The following is a 20106-nucleotide window of genomic DNA, read 5'->3' as shown; positions in this document are numbered from 1 at the left end:
TAACCCGAATCTCGCCGGCACGTTAACGCCGTTCCCGTCGACCGTTACCATCGGTCCGACAAGTCAGCACCGTGACGAACAAGGGAGCACCGTGAGCGAAGAGGCCAACGAACCCGAAGTCCTGGTCGAACAGCGGGACCGGATCCTCATCATCACGATCAATCGGCCGAAGGCCAAGAACGCGGTCAACTCCGCGGTGGCCAACGGCCTGGCCGCCGCCGTCGACCGGCTCGACGGCGAACCCGGCCTGTCGGTGGGCATCCTCACCGGCGCGGGCGGCTCGTTCTGCGCGGGCATGGATCTCAAGGCCTTCGCCCGGGGCGAGCTGCCCATCGTCGAGGGCCGCGGCATGGGCTTCACCGAACGCCCCCCGGTCAAGCCGCTGATCGCGGCGGTCGAGGGCTACGCGCTGGCCGGCGGCACCGAACTGGCGTTGGCGACCGACCTGATCGTGGCCTCGAAGGACTCGGCGTTCGGCATCCCGGAAGTCAAGCGCGGCTTGGTCGCCGGGGGCGGCGGGCTGCTGCGGCTGCCGCAGCGCATCCCCTCCGCGATCGCCATGGAACTGGCGCTGACGGGTGAGAACCTGAGCGCGGAGCGGGCGCACGCGCTGGGGATGGTCAACGTCCTCGCGGACCCCGGGTCGGCGCTGGACGCGGCGATCGAGCTGGCGGAGAAGATCGCGGCGAACGGGCCGCTGGCGGTGGCCGCCACCAAGCAGATCATCGTCGAGTCCCGCGGCTGGAGCCCCGAGACCATGTTCGCCGAGCAGAACAAGCTGCTGGCACCGGTGTTCTCCTCCAACGACGCCAAGGAGGGTGCCATCGCCTTCGCCGAGAAGCGCCCGCCCAAGTGGACGGGCACCTAATCGGTCAGATAGCGCTGCAGCGTCGGCCCCAGCCAGCCGACCAGGTCCTCGACGGTGCTCGACGCGAGTGGCTCTATCTTCAGCTGGTAGCGCGCGAAAGCGAGCCCGGCCAGGTGGCTGGCCACCAGCTCGACCCGTAGCTCGGCATCGGCCACCCCGAATTCCGCCGCGACCCGCTTGGCGATCGGCCCGGCGAGGCTGTCGTGCAACACCTTTCGCGCCTCGGGGTGGATCGCCGCCGAACGCCACATCGTCAGGAACGGCTCGAAGACGGCGCCTTGCTCCCAGTGCTCGAGGAAGCGCCGCACCAGCCTCTCGCCGATCCGTTCGGTCCCCTCGTCGAGCAGCGTGGCCAGCTGGTGCAAGGGGTGCTCGGGACCGGTCAGCGTGGACGCGGTGAACAGGCCTTCCTTGTTGCCGAAAAAGTAGTAGACCATCGCGACGTCCACACCGGCGTCGGCCGCGATCGCGCGGACGGTGGCCCGCTCGTACCCGTCGCGCATGAAGCGTTCGCGCGCGGCGTCGATGATGCGCTGTCTGTTCACTTGACCGGTGCGCCACCGGCCGGCGCGCCGCGCAGCTGGCATGCGCACCACAATACTTCAACAAGCGTTGGCGAATGCCGTCGTGCGGCGTACGTTAGTTCTTGAACGGAGGTTGAAGTATTCGATAGAGGAGGTCTCCCATGGTGACGAGGACGCGGCGACGCCTGTGGTGGCGACACCTGATGTCGGTCCTGCTGTTCCCGGCGACGGTGACGCTCGTGGTGCCGGCCCTGATCGTCGGGCCGACAGGTGTGCGCGCGCCGCACCTGGGTGCGGCGCTGACGATCGGTCTGATCACGCTCGGCTGCATACTGATCGCCGCCGGCTTGGCCCTGATGGTCTGGACCAACGTGCTGTTTGACCGGGTGGGCGAGGGCACGCTCGGGCTGGGCAATGTGATGGGGGAGCCGGTCCATCTGGTGGTGCGAGGTCCCTACCGGCACGTGCGGAACCCGATGATCACCGGCGTGCTGTGCATCCTGCTCGGCGAGGCGGCCATCATCGCGTCGGGCCCGCTATTGCTTTGGTTCGCAACCTTTTTCACGTTCCAGGCGATCGCCATTCGGTTCTGGGAGGAGCCCCATCTCGCCGAGCGCTATGGCGGCGAATACGTGGACTACCGGAGCAACGTGCCGCGCTGGTTCCCGCGGGTCTCGGCCTGGGATCCGCCCGCTCGTTGCTGAGGCCGTCGCGGAGCGCCCGGCACCGATCGCACTCGGGTTTCCCGTCCCACCCCTCACCGACAAGCGCTCAACCGGCCATGTCGTCGGCGCCGAGGGACCCGCCGTGACCAGGGCGCCGGTCGCGCGGGACGCTCGACATCGGGGGGCAACCCGGCTGAGTTACACTGCAGACGAGATTTGTAAAGGGCCGGGAATCCAGAAAGATCGAGGATGAGCATTTCGCTGCTGCTCGAGATGGCCGCATCGGGCGACGCCGAGCGCACGGCGGTGGTGTCCGGAGACCTGCGGCTGACAACACAACAGCTCAGCGATCTCGCCGACGGCGGCGCGGGGGTGATCGCCGGGTCGAATGCCAAGCACGTTGCCTATGTCGGTACCGGCGGCGCGATGCTGCCGGTGCTGATCTTCGCCGCGGCGCGCGCCGGGGTGGCCTTCACCCCGATCAATTACCGGCTCTCCGCCGAGGGCATCCAGGCGCTGATCGAGCGGCTGCCCGAGCCGTTGGTGGTCGTCGACGCCCGGTACCGGGAGATGATCGGTGACGTGTCGGACCGGGTGATGGTGTCCGACGACTTCCTCGAGTCCGCCCGCACGACCGAGCCTGCTGCCGAGTTTCCCGACCCGGACTCCGTCGCGATCGTGCTGTTCACCTCGGGCACCACCTCGCAGCCCAAGGCCGTCGAACTCTCGCACAACAACCTGACCAGTTACGTCACCGGGACGGTGGAGTTCGGGGCGGCCTCCGACACCGACGCCGCCCTGATCTGCGTGCCGCCGTATCACATCGCCGGGGTCAGCGCCGCGCTGTCGAACCTGTATGCCGGCCGAAAAATGGTGTACCTGCCCAATTTCGATGCGCAGGAATGGGTTCGGTTGATCAACGCCGAGCACGTGACCACCGCGACGGTGGTGCCGACCATGCTCGACCGGATCATCACCGTGCTGGACAACGACGGGGCGCCTATCGAGCTGCCGTCGCTGCGCAACCTCGCCTACGGCGGCTCCAAGGTCGGGTTGCCGCTGGTTCGCCGGGCCCTCGAGCTGCTGCCCGGCGTGGGCTTCGTCAACGCGTACGGCCTGACCGAGACCAGCTCGACGATCGCGGTCCTGACTCCCGACGACCATCGCGCGGCGCTGGCGGCGTCGACGGCCGAGGGCGCGCGGCGGCTGGGGTCGGTCGGGCAGGCGGTCGCGGGCATCGAGCTGCAGATCCGCGACGAGGCCGGCAATGTGCTGCCGCCGGGCGAGACCGGTGAGCTGTTCGTGCGGGGCGAGCAGGTTTCGGGCCGCTACACCGGGATCGGCTCGGTGCTCGACGAGAACGGCTGGTTCCCGACCAAGGACATCGCCATGCTCGACGACGAGGGCTACCTGTTCATCGGCGGGCGCAGCGACGACACCATCATCCGCGGCGGTGAGAACATCGCGCCCGCCGAGCTCGAAGAGGTCCTGGTCGAGCACCCCCACGTCCGGGACGTCGCCGTGGTCGGTGTCGAGGATCCGCAGTGGGGCCAGGCGATCGTCGCGGTGGTGGTGCCGGCGCCGGGCGTGGACCCCGACCCCGCGGAACTGCGCGAGTTCGTCCGCAAGAGTTTGCGCGGATCACGCACCCCCGACGAGGTAGTGTTTCGCGACGAGCTGCCCACCACCGCCACCGGCAAGGTGTTGCGGCGGGAGATCATCCAGACCCTCACTCCGATTGCGCGTCGGACGGCCCAGCAGTAAGCGATCAAGGACGGAAATCAATGATCAAGAACGGAACTCGTCTCGCCAGCCAGGTATGCGACACGCAGGTGATCGTCGTCAGAAGCGCGGACAGCCTCGACGACCTGCGGTGTGGCGGTGTGCCGATGGTGCCGGTCGGCGCCGAGCGCTCGGGCGAATTGGACCCGTCGTTCTCCGACGGCACGGTCATGGGCAAGCGCTACGTGGACGAAGCCGGCGCCGAGGTGCTGGTGACCAAGCCGGGCGCCGGGAGCCTGAGCATCGGGCAGACCGCGCTGCACCTCAAAGAGGTCAAGCCGTTACCCGCGAGCGACTGAGAACGTCACTGCGAGTCGTCATGCTTGGCCGGAATTTTGTTCCGGAGGACGAATTCCTTTGCCTTGATCAGGAATTCGAGCTGCTCACCCACTTGGTGTAGCGGGCCCGCGTTGCGGGTGGAGCGGGAGAGCAGGACAGCGCCCTCCAGCGCGGCAATCGACATCACGGCCAGCGACTCGGCGTCGGCGTCGTCAAAGCCGTCGTTGACGAACGCGCGGGTGAGGGCGGTGCACCAGCGGCCCAGGATGGCACCGGCTTCGGTGGACAGCTTGGGACCGTCCTCGTCGGAACAGCCGATCGCCGCCGCCACCACCGGGCAGCCGGCGGTGAAGCCGCCGTCGGTGAGCAGCCGCTCCCAAAATCCGACGAACTCGGCCAACAACGCCCGGGCGCCGCGGCCGGCGGCGTCGTCGATCATGGCGGTGATGGAGTCGCCCGAGTAGCGCAGCGCTTCGGTCAGGATCTGATTGCGCCCGTCGGGAAAGTGGTAGTACACCGAGCCGCGCGGGGCGCCGCTGCGGGCGAGTACCGCGTCGATCGTCACGCCCGCGGCGCCGCGCTCGCGCATCACCTCGGCCGCGCTGGCCAGCATCTTTGTCCGCGTGTCCCCGCGCTTCGGCGGGGCGTGCTGCTTGGTGGCGTCACCGATAGTCGGCACTGTCGTACCTCCCGGGGCTGGCGTCATGCAGCGTGCGAGTGGCGCAGCGCCGGCCAGTGCATATGACGCGGGCTGAAACGGAATGTCCGGCGCCGCAATTCTGGCATCTCGCGGGTGAATTGATAGCCGGCGACGTTGAGCTCAATGATCCACATGGTGTTCTCCCGGCCTGTGTGCGGCCCTTGATTATGCTAAGAACCATATAAGACATCCGTAAATTAAGCAATTTCTCAGGGGTAATGTGACGCACGCCGCACAAATGCGGCGCGTCGGCGCCGTCGTCCGCACTTGCGGTTCCGAAAATCGGCCGAACTTATGCTCTATTGCATACTCGATAGACCGGATGGCTGGCCGGGCCGCCGTGGCGGCCCCCAAACGCCGAACGTGCACTCACGGCGAGAAATCGGCAGATATTTCGCCCTGAGTGCACGTTCGACGCGTGCCAGACCTAGCTTTCGATCGTGTGGCCCATCGGCATCAGCACGCTCTTCTGCTGGGTGAAGTGCTCGACGCCCTCGGGCCCGTTCTCGCGGCCGATGCCGGAGTTCTTGTAGCCCCCGAACGGGCAGCACGGGTCGAACGCATACCAGTTGATCGCGTACGTCCCGGTGCGGATCTTCTCCGACACCTCGATGCCGCGCTGCACGTCGGCGGTCCACACGCTGCCGGCCAGCCCGTACACCGAGTCATTGGCGATCTTGATCGCGTCCTCCTCGGTGTCGTAGGGAATGATGCTCAGCACCGGGCCGAAGATCTCCTCCTGGGCGATCGTCATCTTGTTGTCGACGTCGGCGAACACCGTGGGCTGCACGAAGAAGCCGCTATCCAGGCCCTCGGGACGGCCGCCGCCGCACACCAGCCGGGCGCCCTCCTCGATGCCCTTGGCGATGTAGCCCTCGACCCGGGCCCGCTGCTTCTCCGAGATCAGTGAACCGATCTGGGCGGCCGGGTCCGACGGCAGGCCCACCGGCAACGCCTGCACGAAAGTGCTTACCGCGTCCACGATTTCGTCGTACCGCGAGCGTGGGGCCAGGATGCGGGTCTGGGCCACGCAGGCCTGGCCGGTGTTCATGATTCCCGAGAACACCAGCATCGGGATCGCCGAAGCCAGGTCGACGTCGTCGAGGACGATGGCCGCCGATTTCCCGCCCAGCTCCAGGGTGCACGGCTTGAGCATGTCGGCGGCGCGACGGCCGATCTCCTTGCCGACCGCCGAGCTGCCGGTGAAGGAGAAGATGTCGACGTCCGGGTTGGAGGTCAGCGCCTGTCCGGTCTCGATCCCGCCGGGCACCACCGACAGCACGCCCTCGGGCAGCCCCGCCTCGGCGAAGGCCTCCGCCAAAGCGTTTGCGCTCAGCGGTGTTTCGGCGGCGGGCTTGAGTACCACCGTGCAGCCGGCCAGCAGCGCGGGGCCCAGCTTGTTGACGGCCAAAAACAGCGGCACGTTCCAGGCGACGATCGCGCCCACCACGCCGATCGGCTCGCGGTGAACGATGCTCTGCCCATAGCCGCCGGTGCGGACCTCTTTCCACTTGACCTGGTCGACCGCGGGGCCGGCGAAGAAGTTCAGCGCCCCGATCGAGCTCATCCAGTGCATCGTTTCGACGCCCATCGGCGGCTGGCCGGTCTCGGCCGCCAGCAGCTGGGTGAACAGGTCCTTGCGCTCCTCCATCACCTTGAGCGCGTTGGCGATCACGGCCGCGCGCTCCTTCGGCGGTGTGGTCGGCCAGGGGCCGTTGTCGAACGCGGCGCGGGCCGCGGCGACGGCGGCGTCGACGTCGGCCGCGGCGGCCAGCGGCGTCTTGCCGACGTACTCGCCGGTGGCCGGACAGGTCACCTCGATCACCTCGAAGGTCGACGGTTCCGTCCACTTGCCGCCGATGAAAAGCTTGTCGTATTCGGTCTTAGCGTCGGCCATGTTCCGCCACTCCTCCTGCTTGTTTCAGATCGCACTGCCCTGTCATCGTCGTCGGCGGGCATGGCGCCACCCTACCCAAGCCGGCGCAAAACGAGAACACGTTTCACTATTGGGGTTGCAGGACCAGCACGAGATTGCTCACCAAGAACTCGCGCAGCACCGGCACGCCCGTCAGCCACCACGCCCATCGCGGGTGGTAGCGGGGAAATGCGGCCACGGCGGCGCCGGTGCTCGCGGCCCACGTCAGGCCGTCGGCCGCCGACACCTCGAACAACGACGACCCGTAGTTGTTTTTGGCGGGACGGCCGTGCTTGCGGGCGTAGCGCGCCGCGGCGCGCTCGCCGCCCAGGTAGTGGGTCAGGCCCATCTCGTGGCCGCCGAACGGCCCCAGCCAGACCGTGTAGGACAGCACGGCCAGCCCGCCGGGCCGGGTCACCCGCAGCATCTCGGCGCCGAGTTGCCAGGGCCGCGGCACGTGTTCGGCGACGTTGGACGACAGGCAGATATCCACCGAATCGTCGGCGAACGGCAGCGCCATGCCCGACGCCCGCACGAAGCTTCCCGCCGCCGCGACGGCGGGTCCGCCCGCGTGCATCTCGCCCGGGTCGGGCTCGACCCCGATGTAGCGGACCCCGGCGTCGGCGAAGGCCGCCGCGAAGTAGCCCGGGCCGCCGCCGACGTCGAGCAGCGTGCGGCCGGCGGGGGAGTCCGCGTGGGCCTCCCGCCACAGGTCACTCACCATCGCGGCGGTGTCGGCGGCCAGCGCGCCGTAGAAGCGGGCCGGATCCGACCGCTCGTAGCGAAACTGCGACAGCAGCCGCACCGAGCGGGCCAGCGTCGCCCGGCGCGCGAAGAGGTCGGTCACGGCCACCGGCCAACCCTACGGCCGGGGGCACACATACTGTGGCGGCAAAGAGGGTACGAAAGCGACGACGACGCAGACTCACGATGGCTCATGGCTCCGACGAAGGTGGCTCAGGCAGCGAATGGATGTTCCCGATTGGGTGTGGGCCCTGACCGTCTTGGGCATCGTCGGGCTGCTGGCCTTCGACTTCTTCTTCCATGTGCGCAAGGCGCACGCCCCGACGCTGCGGGAGGCCGCGCTCTGGTCGCTCGCCTACGTCGGCATCGCGCTGCTGTTCGGCGTCGGCCTGCTCGCGTTCGGCGGCCACGAGGAGGGCCCGGAATACTTCGCCGGGTACGTCACCGAGAAGGCGCTCTCGGTCGACAACCTGTTCGTCTTCCTGATGATCATGGCCAGCTTCCGGGTCCCGCGCGAGGATCAGCAGAAGGTGCTGCTGTTCGGGATCGTCTTCTCGCTGATCGCCCGGACCGGCTTCATCTTTCTCGGCGCCACGCTGATCAACACGTTCGCGTGGGTCTTCTACCTGTTCGGGCTGATCCTGCTGGTCGCGGCCGGTGGCGTCCTGCGGCCCGACGAGCGCGAGGAATCCCGCAAGGCCGACAACGTGGTCATCCGGATCGCGAAGAAGGTCCTGCACACCTCCGAGCACTACGACGGCGACAAATTGTTCACGACGGTGGACGGCCGGCGCGCGATGACGCCGATGCTGCTGGTCATGGTCGCCATCGGCGGCACGGACATGTTCTTCGCGCTCGACTCGATCCCGGCGATCTTCGGCCTCACCCAGAACGTCTACATCGTGTTCACCGCCACGGCCTTCTCGCTGCTGGGCCTGCGCCAGCTGTACTTCCTCATCGAGGGCCTGCTGGACCGGCTCGTCTACCTGTCCTATGGCCTCGCGGCGATCCTCGGCTTCATCGGTGTCAAGCTGATCTTGCATGCCCTGCACGAGAACAACGTCCCGTTCATCAACGACGGCGAGCCGGTCTCGCTCGTCGAGATCAGCACCTACCTGTCGCTGGCCGTGATCGTCGGTGTCCTGGTCGTCACCGTCGTCGCCTCGCTACTGAGCCCCATGGGCAAGGCCCGGACGGCGATTGCCGGCGCCCGGCGCCACGCGACGGCCTACCTCGACTCCGAATACACCCACGACGCGGGCGAACGCGAACGCATCTTCCGCAAGCTGCTGGACGAGCGCGATCAGATCCTCGCGCTCGGCCCCAAGTACCGCCAGCTGGTCCGCGACGAGCCCGCGCTGATCGACCTGTTCGACCGCGCGGCCGCCAAGCACGACGAAGCCGTCGGCCGGGGCGAGGCCGAGCCGTTCGTCAGGATGGGCCTGACCTCCTGAGAGCCTGAGCGCCGGCCCGCGCTGTGTAGTGTTGCGCTCTAGTGTTCGACTCCCTGCTTGACGCGCTCGGCCACTCGTGGTGGGCATATCCGCTGATCCTGGCCTCCTGCACTTTCGACGCCATCCTTCCCCTGTTGCCGAGCGAGACGGCGCTGCTCACCGGGGGAATCCTCGCGGCCAACGGCTCGATGCTGCTGGGCTGGGTGATCGCCATGGCGGCCATCGGCGCGTTCGTCGGCGACAACCTCGCGTACGCGATCGGTCACTCGGCCGACGATTTCGCCCGCCGCTGGATCACCCGCGGCGAGAAGGGACAGCGCAGCCTGGACTGGGCACACCGGGAACTGGACCGCCACGGCGGCCCGCTGGTGATCGTGGCCCGGTTCCTGCCCGGGGGCCGCACGGCCACCACCATCGCCTGCGGCGTGCTGGACTTTCCCTATCGCCAGTTCGTGGTGTTCGACGCGATCGGTGCCGTCGTGTGGGCGACGCTCAACACGCTGATCGGCTACATCGGCGGCAACGCCTTCGCCGACAACACGGTCGCGGCGTTCGCGGTGGCGTTCGGCACGGCGCTGGCGCTGGCCGGAGTGATCGAACTGATCCGATGGATCCGCCGCCGGGCCCGCACGCAAGGGCGGGTGCGGCGCTAACGGTCCCGCATGGCGCGCCGGCCGATTCCCATTAGGCTTGACCACTAATGTCTGCTCTGTGCTCGGTCCTGCTGCTGTGCTGGCGCGATACCGGGCACCCGCAGGGCGGCGGCAGCGAAGCCTATCTGCAGCGCATCGGTGCGCAGCTGGCCGCCTCGGGGATCGACGTCACGCTGCGTACCGCCCGCTATCGGGGCGCGGCGCGCCGCGAAGTCGTCGACGGCGTGCGGATCGACCGCGCCGGTGGCCGCTACTCGGTGTACGTCTGGGCGTTGCTGGCGATGGCGGCGGCCCGGCTCGGCGTGGGCCCGCTGCGGAAGGTGCGGCCCGACGTGGTCGTCGACACCCAGAACGGCCTGCCCTTCTTGGCGCGGCTGGTCTACGGCCGTCGCGTGGTGGTGCTGGTACACCACTGCCACCGCCAGCAGTGGCCGGTGGCCGGCCCGGTGCTCGGCCGGCTCGGCTGGTTCGTCGAGTCGACGCTGTCGCCCCGGGTGAACCGGCGCAACCAGTACGTGACGGTGTCGCTGCCCTCCGCGCGCGACCTGGTCACCCTGGGCGTCAACGGCACGCAGATCGCGGTGGTGCGCAACGGCCTGGATCAGGCGCCCGCCCAATCGTTGTCGGGTCCGCGCGCGGCCGCGCCGCGGGTGGTCGTGCTGTCGCGGCTGGTGCCGCACAAGCAGATCGAGGACGCGCTGGAAGCGGTCGCGGCGCTGCTGCCGCGGACACCGGGCCTGCATCTCGACATCGTCGGCGACGGCTGGTGGCGCGAGCGGCTCGTCGAACACGCACAACGGCTCGGCATCTGCGCCGCCGTGACATTCCATGGTCACGTCGACGACGTGACGAAACACCATGTGCTGCAAGGGGCTTGGGTGCACGTGCTGCCCTCGCGCAAGGAGGGCTGGGGGCTGGCGGTCGTCGAGGCGGCCCAGCATGGGGTGCCGACCATCGGGTACCGGTCCTCGGGCGGCCTGTCGGACTCGATCGTCGACGAGGTGACCGGTGTATTGGTCGACACCCACGCCGAGCTGGTGGACCGGCTCGAGGAACTGCTCGCCGATCCGGTGCTGCGCGACCAACTCGGCACCAAGGCGCACACCCGCAGCGGTGAATTCTCCTGGGCGCAAAGCGCCGACGCGATGCGCGGCGTGCTGGACGCGGTGCACTCCGGCCGCACGGTCCACGGCCTAGTCACCGGCCGGGGCTGACCGGGCGCGGCGCCGCCACGCGCCGATCCCCGCGCCCGCGGCGCCCGCGACCAGCAGCGCCAGCCACGCGAGGTGGGCGACGATCGTCGCCGCCCGGCGATCGGCGGGCACCCCGGCGCTCTGCCCGCCGACGCGGTAGAGCGCGATCGCGTCGTCCCGGTAGACCGGCGGCAGCGCGCCGAGGGTGCGCGCGGCCGCCCCCATGTCGCCGGCGCTGTCCGACTCCACCACCAGCCATCCCACGCCCGCCGCCGCCAGCGCCGACGGATCGGGCCCGGTCAACATCAGCTCCTGCACGGCCCGGGCGCGCGCACCCTCGCCCGCGATGGTGGTCCCCGAGATCACCAGGTCGCCGCTGCTCAGCACCTCGGCGCGCAGCCAGCGGGGCAGCGGATCCAGGACCGGCGCGGCGCCCGACCAAAAGAAGAGCCGCATCGTCCCGGCCGGCAACACCGCGACCGCGGCCGGCCGGGCGTTGATCGTCGCGGCGACGGCGGCCCAGCCGCGCGGGTAGTGCACCGGCGACACCTTGCCCCACACGCCCCAGGCCAGGTCGGGCAGCGCCAGCAGCAGCGCCACGCAGCAGACCAGCGCCGTCACCACGTCCGTCGCGAGTGGCACCCACCTGCGCACCGTCACCACCGCGCCGGCGCCCGCCAGGGCGTAGCCGGGCACCGCCAGCGCCACCCACTTCTGCCCGTCGCGCAGCACACCGAACCCGGGCACGGCGTCGACGACCGCGCCCAGCAGGTGTAGACCCGGCCCGGTGGCCAGCGCCGCCGGAACCAGCACCGACACCGCGGCCAGCACGAGCAGCGGGACCGCCACCGGACGGCGGGCGGCCGTCGGCAGGCCCAGCGCCACGATGCCGAGCAGCACCACGGCTGAGGACACCGCGAAAAGCGTGGCGCGCGAAGCGGGTACGGCGTCGCCGTTCCAGATCCCGCCGAGGCTGGCCAGGCTGGCGAGTGTGCCGAGCCCGGGCTCGGCACGCGGCGCGAACGCCTCGACCCCCAGCCGGTTCGCCGCCGAGTGAGCGGTCAGCGACGCACCCAGCACCGACGCGACCAGCCACGGCAGCGCCGCCACCAGGGCGGCGCCCACCGCCACCGCGGCGCACCACCGGCGCGGCCGGCCGGTACCGGGAACCAGCGCGCAGACCAGCGCCACCGTCGCGGCCAACAGCAGCCCGGTCGGGGTCAGCCCGGCCAGCGCGGTCCAGAAGGCCAGCCCGAAGAACGAGCCGGATCCCGCGCGCAACGTGAGCATGGCCGTCGCCACCCAGGGCAGGCAGCCGTAGCCGACCAGCAGGCTCCAATGGCCCTGCAGAAGTCGTTCTGCGACATAGGGATTCCAGATCGCCAGGGTGGTGGCGACGAACTGGCCGGGCGCGCCCGCCCCCGGCAGCGCCACGTCGACGAGCCGGGCCGCGCCCCAGCCCGCCAGCCACAGCCCCAACACCAGCAGCGCCTTGACCACGACGCCGCCGTCGACCAGGTGCGAGGCGAGCGCCACCGCGAAATCCTGAGGGGTGGCGCGCGGCGCCGACGTCAATCCCAGGGCGGTATCGGAGAGGTACGACCGCGGCGTCGACACCGCGTCACGCAGCAGCAGGTATCCCGGGGCCAGCAGCGGCCCGACCACCAGCAGCGCCAGGACCAGTGCGTACCCCGGCCGGGTCCAGCGCACGGTCAACGCATCCGCGCCGGGCTATTCGCGGTCGTGCGGGGCGGGCGGATTCGACTCGGTGGGCCGCGCCTCGGTGGTGGGCTCGTCCGGGCCGGACGGTCGGGCGGCCCCGGGCGAGCCGGGCGGGTCTGCGCCGGACTCCTCGCGCAGATCGGGACGCTGGGTGGGCAGCTTCTCGGTCTCGGCCTCGGCGCCGGGCACCGGTTCCTCGAGGCCGCTGCGGCCGAAGAAGTCCTGGTCACCCCGATCCAACCCGGGGTCGGTGAGCGCGCTCTCGCTGCGCAGGCTGAAGGAGGCCAGCAGCCCCCCACCGACCAGCGCGATCAGGCCGACCGCGGTGAACGTGATCGGCAGCACCCGCGACCACAGCGCCAGCCGGTCGCGCTCGTCGCGGGCGGCGTTGACCTGGGATTCGACGGTGTCCTCGTTCGAGGTGACCTTGTAGTCGGCCAGCGTGAGCTCCGGCTTGAGCGGGTCCCGGGCGAAGTAGTGGTCGGCGTGCTCGGCCTGCTTGACGATGGTGCCCGACACCGGGTCCACCCAGAACGTGCGCTGCGCCGCGTAGTAGCGGGTCATGGTGATCTGTTCGTTCGGGTCGGCGCCCTGGACGCCCCACATCGACGCCGACGTGGTCTGCTTGGCGTCCTCGTTGCCGGCCAGCAGCGACGGGTACGCGACCGGGGCCACCAGCTTGCCGTCGCCGTTGTAGCCGATGTTCTGGGTGAACTTGTAGGTGGTCAGCCCGTTGACGTCTTCCTCGGTGTCGTAGTTGACGTCGAACGGCTTCTGCGCGATCGGATCGAAATAGGGATAGGTCTTCTTCTCGGTGTGGAACGGGAACCGGTACGACAGCCCGTCGTGCCGCAGCGGCATCGCCGTGGGCGGGTTCTCGTCGTTGACGGCGCGCGGCTTCTGGACCGAACCGCCGGTGTGGGTGTCGTCGGAGACGGCCAGCGCGGTCTTGCGGTTGAGCGTGACGGTGTCGACGAGCGCCAGCAGCAGCCCGCTGTCCTTCTGCTTGTCCGTGCGCCGCAACGAACTTCCGACCTGCAGCGTGACCACGTCGGCGTTGGCGGGCGATTCGACGCTGATCTGCTGCTGGGAGACCAGCGGCACGTTCTGGTTGACGACGACGTGGTCGGTGGACAGCGATGCGGAGTCCAGCGCCGTCCCGGTGCCGTCACCGACCAGCGTGGCGTCGAGGTCCAGGGGGACCTTGGTGATCCTGCTGGTGGTGTACGTCGACAACAGCAGCGCGGCGATCAGCAGGGCGGCTCCGAGTCCGATGATCCCGCATGCGGCGAACCGCAACATGACTGCTCGGTTCACGTCGCTGTGCCCTCCTCATGATCCCTTGGTTTTCTCAGCCGCGACCCGACCCGAGCGAGCAGCCGGGCAAACTCGTTTGACCCTAACAGCAGAATGTAAGGCGGCGGCTTACGAACCTGATGCTCGTGCGGGCGGTCCTTCGGGTGTACCCATTCGTCGGGCAACCCAGCACAGGCACACTGTGGTGGTGAGCGGCGACCAGCGGGTGGGTGGGGTGCGCAGCTTCCTGCCGGCGGTGGAGGGCATGCGTGCCTGCGCGGCGATGGGCGTGGTGGTCACCCACGTCGCCTTCCAGACCGGGCACTCCAGCGGCGCCTCCGGCCGGCTGTTCGGCCGTTTCGACCTCGCCGTCGCGGTGTTCTTCGCGCTGTCGGGTTTCCTGTTGTGGCGCGGGCACGCCGGGGCGGCAAGGGATCTGGGTGACCGTCCCCGCACCGGTCACTATCTGCGGTCCAGGGTCGTGCGCATCATGCCCGCGTATGTGGTGGCGGTCGTGGTGATTCTGACCCTGTTGCCCGACGCCGACCACGCCAGCCTGACGGTGTGGCTGGCCAACCTGACGCTCACCCAGATCTATGTGCCGCTCACGCTGACCGGCGGGCTGACCCAGATGTGGAGCCTTTCCGTGGAGGTCAGCTTCTATCTGGCGTTGCCGGTTCTCGCGCTGCTGGCCCGCCGCCTTCCGGTGCGCGCGCGGGTGCCGGCGATCGCCGGGCTGGGGGCGCTGAGCTGGGCGTGGGGCTGGGTGCCGGGCCTCGCGGCCGAGGGCGTCAACCCGCTCAACTGGCCGCCGGCGTTCTTCTCCTGGTTCGCGGCGGGCATGCTGCTGGCCGAGTGGGTGCACAGCGGCGTCGGGTTCCCGCACCGCATCGCCCGCCACCGGCTGGTGATGGCCGTCGTCGCGGCGGCGGCCTACTTGGTCGCGGCGTCGCCGCTGGCCGGGCCGGAAGGCCTGGTGCCCGGCACGCCCGCCCAGTTCGCGGTGAAGACGGCGATGGGCGCGCTGGTCGCCTTCGCGTTGGTCGCGCCGCTGGTGCTGGACCGGCCGGACACGCCGCACCGGATCTTGGGGACGACCGCCATGGTCACCCTGGGCCGCTGGTCCTACGGCCTGTTCATCTGGCACCTGGCCGCGCTGGCCATGGTGTTCCCGGTCGTCGGGACGTTCCCGTTCACCGGCAACATGCCGACGGTGTTGGTGCTGACGTTGATCTTCGGGTTTGCGATCGCCGCGGTCAGCTACGCGTTGGTCGAGTCGCCCTGCCGAGAAGCCTTGCGGCGCTGGGAGAAACGCGAAAGGCCGGCCGAAGCGGCCCAGGCCGTCGACGCGGAGGCGGACGCGATCGCGCCCTAGCCGGTGCGGTCCATCCACTGTTCCAGCGCCTACGCGAACGGGTGGAGCGTCGCTGCCCTGTGGCGTCGAGGATCAGGGTCACCGGCGGTAGCATGCTGATACGTTCGTCCGGGTGCACACAAGATTCGAATTCGACTTCGTGACAACGGCAACGCCCAATGAGGTCATCGAACTGATGACCGATTTCTCGCCCAACCGGCCGCACCGCTGGCCGGCATTGTCGGCCAAGGCGTTCGAGGTGTATCACGTCGGCGAGACCGAGGCCGACGTCCGCGAGGGCCAAGACTTTCCGAAGGTGTCGGCCAGATGGCATTACGACTGGGCGAAGCCGAATTCAGTCACACTGACGGTCGTCGAAGGCGATGCGCAGGCGCCGGGCAGCTTCATGACGCTCGAAGCCACGCCCAGGCCCGAGGGTGGCAGTTCCGTGCATGGCGTGTGGGAACAGACCTCAACGAATCTGACCGGCATGATCGCTGTAGCGATGATGCGGTTCGTCGGACCGCGCTTGCTGTCGTCGTACTACAAGAAGGTCTACGACGGGTTGGCGGCCTGACGTCCATCAGCGACCACGTAAACGTCTGCTGGTGTGAATGCTGCACTCACACAACAGGACTGTCGCACAATGAGTTTGCTATTGGCATGACAAAACTAGGTGGGCACGGCTTCGATGACGCAGAGCGGGCCTGCCGTCTGCACCACGCGCTGCAGCCGGAAGCCTCCCCGCCGGAGTAGGTCGGTCCACGGCTTGAGGCCGCGTTCCAGTGCGCCCGCCAGCACCAGCATCTCCAAATCGGCGTAGTGGCCGAGGAATTCGCGGTCGTGATCGGGGACGACCATCTCCAGCAGCAGCAGCTTCGCGCCCGGAGGCGCCGCGGCTTTGATGGTGCCGAGGATCGCGATGGCCTTGTCATCGGGCCAGTCGTGGATGACGTTCTTCATCACATAGGCGTCAGCGGCCGGCACGCTTTCGAAGAACGACCCGCCCGTCACGGTGACTCGCTCGGCGACACCGTGCGCGGCTAACACAGGCGGCGCTCCCTCGACTGCCTCCGGGAGGTCGAACAGCACGCCGCGCGCACCGGGGGCGGCGGCGAGAATCGACGAGAGCAACCGACCGTGGCCGCCACCGATATCGGCGATGACACCGAATGGGGTGAAGTCGTAGGCGGCGACCACCGCCGCCTCCAGCACCGACGACGTGGAGGTCATGGCGTTGTTGAAGATCTCCGCGAACTCGGGGTCGTCACGGAGATAGTCGAAGAAGTCCTTTCCGAACACCTTCGGCGGGTTCGGCTCTCCGGTGCGCACCGCGTCGGCCAGCCGCGTCCAGTTCGCCCGGTGCTGGGGCGAGCCGAAAAGCAGGGCGGCCCCACGCGTCGAGATCGGCGAATCGGTGCGCAACGTATCGGCCAGCGCGTTGAGTGCGAAACGGCCGTCGCGGCACCTGCGGAACACGCCGCGGCTGATCAGCAACCGCATCAGCCGCGCCACGCTGTCCGGGTCGGCCCCGATGCGGCCCGCCAGCTCCTCCTTGGTCAACGGGCCCGCAGCCAGCGCGTCGGCGATACCCAGTTGCGCGGACGCCGAGATGGCCTGCGACAGAAAGGCTCCGAAGATGAGATCGATGACCGTGATCGGGGGAGGCGCCAGCCGCTGGTGTAGCCGCCCCACGTGATGACGGACTCGTTCGACCGCGCGAGCCACCCGGGCGGGCGGCAATTTCGGGGTTGATGTCGGTGACTTTGGCGGCATCGTTCTCCAATACCCGGTGATTACAGGATTCGAAGGAACAAGTATTCCTTCTCGAGGATTTTCGCGCGCTCGATCTGCTCGCATCCCAGAAACCCAGGGGCCGGTGACAATTTCTGGTCTATTGCAAACGACCGGTCGCGATGGACCCTCGAGCAAGAGACCGATCCGCGCGTTGACCTCACCACCTAGTTGCAACGAGCGTCTGCCGCAATCGCAGGCACTGAGTTCCGTTGGTGCGGATCGAATCCCCAACTCAGCGTGTCGTGCGGCCGGGAAGGGGATTGATGAGCCGTCCGTGCGCCACGAGTGATCCGTGCTGCTTGAGGCGCTGCGTGCGGATGTTGACCTCGTAACCCATGACCTCCTCGATCTGTCCGAGTTGCTCGCTGAGGTACCGATAGAGGTCTTGGGCGTCTCGGCAAATGGCAATGGCCATCAGGTTTTTGGATCCACTCGTGGCGCCCGCGAAGGCGATCTGGTCATGCGCGGCGATACGCTCGCCGACGCGGTGCAGATCCTTGGGCGCCAACGTCAGCCACAGCATGGCGCTGAGCTGGTGGCCGAGCCGCTCGGGTAACACGTCGACGTCGTAGAGCAATGCTCCGGATGCTTCCAGCGCCGCGATCCGCCGGCTCACTCGTGCCACCGACCAGCCAGTCCGTGCGGCGAGCTTCGCCTGCGGTGCCCGGCCGTCCTCGGCGAGCGCCTCCAGGATCGGGCGATCCTCGGCGGAGGGCAGGGAACGTTGATCGCTGCGCGGCTGATCGGTGCGCTCGGCCAAGATCTGTTCAGCTTGCTGATCGGAAAGTCTGCGGCCGTAGCCGGTCCACCGCGCCGTGGCGGGTTGCCCGAACGAATGAAGCAGCAGATCGATGCTGATGTCGATGATCGAGGCGGTTCGCGGCAGTAGCTGCAGCAGAACATCCTCGCGGCTGTCGCCGAGCGGTGCGCGCACGACGCACACCAAATCGGTCCATCCCGCCAGCACGTTGGCGTGAGAGACGTCCGGGCGGCGCACCAGCGCGTCGGCCAGCTGTGGTATCCGGTCGGGCGCGGACCGCAACCGGCACACCCAGCTCGCTTCGCGGTCTACCCAGCGGTTTTCCAGCCCGACAACGCGAACCACGCCGTTGCGGCGCAGTCGGTGATAGCGCCGGGCAACCGTTTGCTCAGAGGCCCCGACCACGGCGGCGATGCGCCGAAAAGACACGCGGGGCGCAAGCTGCAGGGCATCAAGAATCTGTGCGTCCAAATCGTCTCTCACGACGAGAAGTATCCGTCCTGGCTGGCACAGATGAGGATTTCTCAACGATATCGGCAGAACAGACGATGTTCCGGGGCCGGCGCTGCCAGCCTGGAGCCCATGAACCTGACGGACAACACGATGCTGATCACCGGCGGCGGCAGCGGAATCGGTCGCGGGCTGGCCGAGGCTCTGCATCAAGCGGGCAATCAGGTCGTGATCGCCGGGCGCCGCGGCGACTCGCTGCGGGCCGTCGCCGACGCCAACCCGGGCGTCGACTACTCCTTGATCTGGCCAGTCCCGACAGCATCGCGCGGTTGGCCGCCGAACTTGCCGATCGCCACCCCGGGCTCAACGTCCTGGTCAACAACGCGGGCGTCATGCACGCCGAGGACCTGCTGGCCGGCGAGGCAAACCTGGCCGAGATCGCCGCAACCACGGTGGCGGTCAACCTGCTCGGACCGATGCGGCTCACCGCGGCGCTACTACCCAGACTGCTCGGGCAACCGAATCCCGCCATCGTCAACGTCACGTCCGCCCTGGCATTCGTGCCCAAAGCGGCCGCACCGACTTACTCGGCAACCAAAGCCGGTCTGCACGCCTACACCGAGTCGCTGCGCCGGCAATTGCGCGGAACCCCGGTTCAGGTGATCGAGATCATCCCGCCGCAAGTCGACACCGACATGCTGGCCGGCCAAAACCGCAGTGCTACTGCGATGACATTGGATTCCTTTGTCGCCGAAGCAGTTTCGCTGTTGCGCAGTGAACCCGACGCTGCCGAGATCGTCGTCGACGCCGCTAAGCAGGTGCGCTGCGCCGCCCACGACGGCCGCTACGACGACGTCTTCGACGCCGTAAACCCCTAGAGGAGTACTGAACATGCAGATAACAATCGGACTGCCCAGCCATATCGCCCACGCGCCCGGTCATTTGACCGCACAGTGGGCCCGCCACGCCGAGGAGCGCGGCTTCGGCGGGGTGGCCGCGATCGACCGGTTGGTCTACGAAAGCCAGGACTCGATCGTCGCGCTCTCAGTGGCCGCGGGCGCGACCTCCCAGATCGACTTGTTGACCAATGTGCTGCTCGCCCCGCTGTATCCCGCGGCGCTGTTGGCCAAACAAGTCACGTCTCTCGCCGATGCCTCCGGAGGCCGACTCACCCTCGGCCTGGGTATCGGGAGCAGGCCCGACGACTACACGGCTGCCGGCGTGGACTATCGACGCCGCGGGCGCATTCTCGACGAGACCGTGGCAGTGTTGCGCGACGCGTGTGGGGCCAAGGCCGTGACGGGGGACAGGGCACTCAGCGCAGCACAGGTGCGCGTTCCGATCCTGTTCGGCGGACGGGTAGACGCGACGATCCGCCGTGCGGCGACGATCGGTGACGGCTGGTCCGCCGGAGCGCTGCGCGATTACCCCAACCAGTCCGTGCTCGCCGACCGGGTGCGCGCGGCGTGGGCAGAGGCGGGGCGGGTTGGCCGCCCGCGGTTGCAGGCCAGTGTCAACTTCGCCCTCGGAGACGCCGGCACCGTCGCAGCCGGCCGTGCCCACCTGCAGAACTACTACGGCTTCAAACCCGAGTACGCCGCGCTCAACGTCGCTGACATGCTCACCTCCGGCGACGAGGCGGCCGAGACCGTGCGCGCCTACCGCAACCTGGGCTTCGACGGCCTGGTGTTCCACCCCTGCGTCGCCGATATCGCGCAGGTCGACCGCCTTGCAGAAGCGGTGCTGCGATGACCGTTGTTGATACACAGGGCATTTCGCTCTACCACCAGACACATGGGGATCCGGCCGACCCGCCCGTACTGCTGCTGTCCGGGCTCCGGATTCATCCAACGCCACCGATAGCTCTGAAACACACCCGATCCGCACGTCTGGACAATTTTCCCGCAGGCGTCTCCGCCGCTGCTGTCACCGCCTCACGCGATCGCGTGT

At 68.7% G+C, this 20106-nt stretch carries 19 protein-coding genes and 1 pseudogene; 11 read left to right on the top strand and 9 right to left on the bottom strand.

What is annotated here, in order from left to right; all coding sequences use genetic code 11:
• Window positions 1-49: 49 nt before the first annotated feature.
• Window positions 50-868, top strand: coding sequence for a crotonase/enoyl-CoA hydratase family protein (locus JF781_RS02780; RefSeq protein WP_225330269.1), 819 nt, complete (start codon window positions 50-52; stop codon window positions 866-868).
• On the opposite strand, the gene JF781_RS02775 is transcribed toward JF781_RS02780, so the two are convergent.
• Window positions 865-1455 carry a TetR/AcrR family transcriptional regulator gene (locus JF781_RS02775; protein WP_225330259.1) on the bottom strand — a complete coding sequence of 197 codons (591 nt, stop codon included), beginning with the start codon at window positions 1453-1455 and terminating at the stop codon, window positions 865-867. The two genes, JF781_RS02780 and JF781_RS02775, sit on opposite strands and share 4 nt — an antisense overlap.
• A gap of 98 nt (window positions 1456-1553) precedes the next feature.
• On the opposite strand from JF781_RS02775, the gene JF781_RS02770 reads away from it, so the two are divergent.
• The 3 genes from JF781_RS02770 (at window position 1554) to JF781_RS02760 (ending at window position 4138) form a co-directional block, all read left to right on the top strand.
• A complete protein-coding gene (locus JF781_RS02770) occupies window positions 1554-2096 on the top strand; it encodes an isoprenylcysteine carboxylmethyltransferase family protein (protein ID WP_225330260.1) in 543 nt (180 codons plus the stop codon).
• Window positions 2097-2306: 210 nt separating this feature from the next.
• Complete coding sequence (locus tag JF781_RS02765) at window positions 2307-3821, top strand: class I adenylate-forming enzyme family protein (RefSeq protein ID WP_225330261.1); 1515 nt, start codon at window positions 2307-2309, stop codon at window positions 3819-3821.
• A 20-nt stretch (window positions 3822-3841) separates the two neighbouring features.
• Window positions 3842-4138 carry a hypothetical protein gene (locus tag JF781_RS02760; RefSeq protein WP_225330262.1) on the top strand — a complete coding sequence of 99 codons (297 nt, stop codon included), beginning with the start codon at window positions 3842-3844 and terminating at the stop codon, window positions 4136-4138.
• A 5-nt stretch (window positions 4139-4143) separates the two neighbouring features.
• Here JF781_RS02760 and JF781_RS02755 read toward each other — a convergent pair whose 3' ends face one another.
• From JF781_RS02755 to JF781_RS02745, 4 genes are all read right to left on the bottom strand, one after another.
• A complete protein-coding gene (locus JF781_RS02755) occupies window positions 4144-4731 on the bottom strand; it encodes a TetR/AcrR family transcriptional regulator (protein ID WP_225330270.1) in 588 nt (195 codons plus the stop codon).
• Between the two features lie 89 nt (window positions 4732-4820).
• A complete protein-coding gene (locus JF781_RS28390; RefSeq protein WP_014381414.1) occupies window positions 4821-4952 on the bottom strand; it encodes a hypothetical protein in 132 nt (43 codons plus the stop codon).
• A gap of 293 nt (window positions 4953-5245) precedes the next feature.
• Window positions 5246-6715 (bottom strand): aldehyde dehydrogenase, encoded by a 1470-nt coding sequence (locus JF781_RS02750; RefSeq protein ID WP_225330263.1) that lies wholly within the window; start codon window positions 6713-6715, stop codon window positions 5246-5248.
• Window positions 6716-6821: 106 nt separating this feature from the next.
• The gene (locus tag JF781_RS02745) at window positions 6822-7586 is read right to left on the bottom strand and encodes a class I SAM-dependent methyltransferase (RefSeq protein ID WP_225330264.1); all 765 of its coding nucleotides are present in this window, start codon (window positions 7584-7586) and stop codon (window positions 6822-6824) included.
• A gap of 115 nt (window positions 7587-7701) precedes the next feature.
• On the opposite strand from JF781_RS02745, the gene JF781_RS02740 reads away from it, so the two are divergent.
• Genes JF781_RS02740 through JF781_RS02730 form a run of 3 tightly spaced genes read left to right on the top strand, consistent with a single transcriptional unit; the run spans window position 7702 to window position 10798 of the window.
• Window positions 7702-8931 carry a TerC family protein gene (locus JF781_RS02740; RefSeq protein WP_225330265.1) on the top strand — a complete coding sequence of 410 codons (1230 nt, stop codon included), beginning with the start codon at window positions 7702-7704 and terminating at the stop codon, window positions 8929-8931.
• Between the two features lie 41 nt (window positions 8932-8972).
• Window positions 8973-9584 carry a DedA family protein gene (locus JF781_RS02735; protein WP_225330266.1) on the top strand — a complete coding sequence of 204 codons (612 nt, stop codon included), beginning with the start codon at window positions 8973-8975 and terminating at the stop codon, window positions 9582-9584.
• A 47-nt stretch (window positions 9585-9631) separates the two neighbouring features.
• On the top strand, window positions 9632-10798 hold the full coding sequence (locus JF781_RS02730; RefSeq protein ID WP_225330267.1) for a glycosyltransferase family 4 protein: 1167 nt from the start codon (window positions 9632-9634) through the stop codon (window positions 10796-10798).
• On the opposite strand, the gene JF781_RS02725 is transcribed toward JF781_RS02730, so the two are convergent.
• A complete protein-coding gene (locus tag JF781_RS02725) occupies window positions 10778-12487 on the bottom strand; it encodes a hypothetical protein (RefSeq protein WP_225341141.1) in 1710 nt (569 codons plus the stop codon). The genes JF781_RS02730 and JF781_RS02725 overlap by 21 nt on opposite strands.
• Window positions 12488-12508: 21 nt before the next feature.
• The gene (locus JF781_RS02720; protein ID WP_225330644.1) at window positions 12509-13816 is read right to left on the bottom strand and encodes a DUF3068 domain-containing protein; all 1308 of its coding nucleotides are present in this window, start codon (window positions 13814-13816) and stop codon (window positions 12509-12511) included.
• A gap of 181 nt (window positions 13817-13997) precedes the next feature.
• Here JF781_RS02720 and JF781_RS02715 point away from each other — a divergent pair, with 181 nt between their 5' ends.
• Complete coding sequence (locus JF781_RS02715) at window positions 13998-15170, top strand: acyltransferase (RefSeq protein WP_225329832.1); 1173 nt, start codon at window positions 13998-14000, stop codon at window positions 15168-15170.
• A 112-nt stretch (window positions 15171-15282) separates the two neighbouring features.
• Window positions 15283-15726, top strand: coding sequence for a hypothetical protein (locus tag JF781_RS02710; protein WP_225329830.1), 444 nt, complete (start codon window positions 15283-15285; stop codon window positions 15724-15726).
• A 95-nt stretch (window positions 15727-15821) separates the two neighbouring features.
• On the opposite strand, the gene JF781_RS02705 is transcribed toward JF781_RS02710, so the two are convergent.
• Window positions 15822-16844, bottom strand: coding sequence for an acetylserotonin O-methyltransferase (locus tag JF781_RS02705; protein ID WP_225329829.1), 1023 nt, complete (start codon window positions 16842-16844; stop codon window positions 15822-15824).
• 334 nt (window positions 16845-17178) lie between these two features.
• Complete coding sequence (locus tag JF781_RS02700; protein ID WP_225341137.1) at window positions 17179-18369, bottom strand: Lrp/AsnC family transcriptional regulator; 1191 nt, start codon at window positions 18367-18369, stop codon at window positions 17179-17181.
• Between JF781_RS02700 and JF781_RS02695 the strand changes: the two are divergent.
• A pseudogene (locus JF781_RS02695) lies at window positions 18289-19034 on the top strand (SDR family oxidoreductase). The gene JF781_RS02700 and the pseudogene JF781_RS02695 sit on opposite strands and share 81 nt — an antisense overlap.
• A 13-nt stretch (window positions 19035-19047) precedes the next feature.
• A complete protein-coding gene (locus tag JF781_RS02690) occupies window positions 19048-19908 on the top strand; it encodes an LLM class flavin-dependent oxidoreductase (RefSeq protein ID WP_225329827.1) in 861 nt (286 codons plus the stop codon).
• The last annotated feature ends 198 nt before the right edge of the window (window positions 19909-20106 follow it).

The organism is Mycobacterium sp. WUMAC-067, from assembly GCF_020217485.1.
Classification (GTDB): Bacteria; Actinomycetota; Actinomycetes; order Mycobacteriales; family Mycobacteriaceae; genus Mycobacterium.
This window is presented reverse-complemented; position numbering and strand designations above follow the sequence as displayed.

Bases quoted from the DNA above. Each gene is read 5' to 3' on its own strand.
- JF781_RS02730 (WP_225330267.1), top strand. From the start codon at position 9,632: ATGTCTGCTCTGTGCTCGGTCCTGCTGCTGTGCTGGCGCGATACCGGG.
- JF781_RS02755 (WP_225330270.1), bottom strand. From the start codon at position 4,731: ATGCTGGCCAGCGCGGCCGAGGTGATGCGCGAGCGCGGCGCCGCGGGC.
- JF781_RS02765 (WP_225330261.1), top strand. From the start codon at position 2,307: ATGAGCATTTCGCTGCTGCTCGAGATGGCCGCATCGGGCGACGCCGAG.
- JF781_RS02760 (WP_225330262.1), top strand. From the start codon at position 3,842: ATGATCAAGAACGGAACTCGTCTCGCCAGCCAGGTATGCGACACGCAG.
- JF781_RS28390 (WP_014381414.1), bottom strand. From the start codon at position 4,952: ATGTGGATCATTGAGCTCAACGTCGCCGGCTATCAATTCACCCGCGAG.
- JF781_RS02690 (WP_225329827.1), top strand. From the start codon at position 19,048: ATGCAGATAACAATCGGACTGCCCAGCCATATCGCCCACGCGCCCGGT.
- JF781_RS02775 (WP_225330259.1), bottom strand. From the start codon at position 1,455: ATGCCAGCTGCGCGGCGCGCCGGCCGGTGGCGCACCGGTCAAGTGAAC.
- JF781_RS02740 (WP_225330265.1), top strand. From the start codon at position 7,702: ATGGATGTTCCCGATTGGGTGTGGGCCCTGACCGTCTTGGGCATCGTC.
- JF781_RS02770 (WP_225330260.1), top strand. From the start codon at position 1,554: ATGGTGACGAGGACGCGGCGACGCCTGTGGTGGCGACACCTGATGTCG.
- JF781_RS02750 (WP_225330263.1), bottom strand. From the start codon at position 6,715: ATGGCCGACGCTAAGACCGAATACGACAAGCTTTTCATCGGCGGCAAG.